We start from the raw sequence: 932 nt of genomic DNA, 5'->3' as shown, positions 1-932 counted from the left end.
TCATGCAATGATAATATGATATTAAATTTAATATATAAATAGAAAAAATGCCGTCTGAAACTTTTCAGATGGCATTTTTTTACTTATTAACCTTTATAACTCGCTTCTAATATCCTCTATTGCTTTCACTAAAACCTCAGAAAGCGAAGGATCAAAAGAAGAGTGGCCCGCTTGGACGATATTTGAACATACAGTCCCCAAAGGCGGCTGACAGGATAGGTCGGCATAAAGTTCGTAGTTGTTGGAGTTTCAACACACAGCACTGGCCAACACCGCTGTGCCTTTAAATTCGGCTTCGTTGTTTCAACACACAGCCGCCCGAAGGCGGCTGGCCGCCTGCCGGTCAACCCTCTTATCCCTAGCTCGGTTTCAACACACAGCCGCCCGAAGGCGGCTGGCTGTGCGGCTTCATGTTCATTTGCCGACTGACCCGTTTCAACACACAGCCGCCCGAAGGCGGCTGGAGGAGGCTAAATAATGGCGATGTACGACGATTACATGTTTCAACACACAGCCGCCCGAAGGCGGCTGGTTGACGGCCTGATTTGCGCATTAGAAGGATACTTTGTTTCAACACACAGCCGCCCGAAGGCGGCTGGTATGACCTTACTGTATGGAAAGGAGGTGAATGATGTTTCAACACACAGCCGCCCGAAGGCGGCTGGGACCAGGCATATCCGATGCTGGAGGCCATTAAGGCAGTTTCAACACACAGCCGCCCGAAGGCGGCTGGGCTTGGGCGCATCCGTCGGTGTTGGAGCGGCGCAAGGTTTCAACACACAGCCGCCCGAAGGCGGCTGGTTCTTCAATTTTGAAAGGATGCGATTCGTTGGAAAGTTTCAACACACAGCCGCCTGAAGGCGGCTGGCTATCGGCTGGCTCATTGCCCTGCTCGCAAACTGGTTTCAACACACAGCCGCCTGAAGGCGGCT

The 932-nt window shown here is 51.7% G+C and carries 1 CRISPR repeat array.

The window, feature by feature from the left end:
• Positions 1-246: 246 nt before the first annotated feature.
• A CRISPR array of direct repeats spans positions 247-932; the repeat unit is 32 nt; unit sequence GTTTCAACACACAGCCGCCCGAAGGCGGCTGG.

The organism is Neisseria sp. HMSC068C04 (assembly GCF_001810105.1).
Lineage (GTDB): Bacteria > Pseudomonadota > Gammaproteobacteria > Burkholderiales > Neisseriaceae > Neisseria > Neisseria flavescens_B.
Note: the sequence above shows the minus strand (reverse complement) of the source record. Positions and strands in the feature narration are given on the sequence as shown.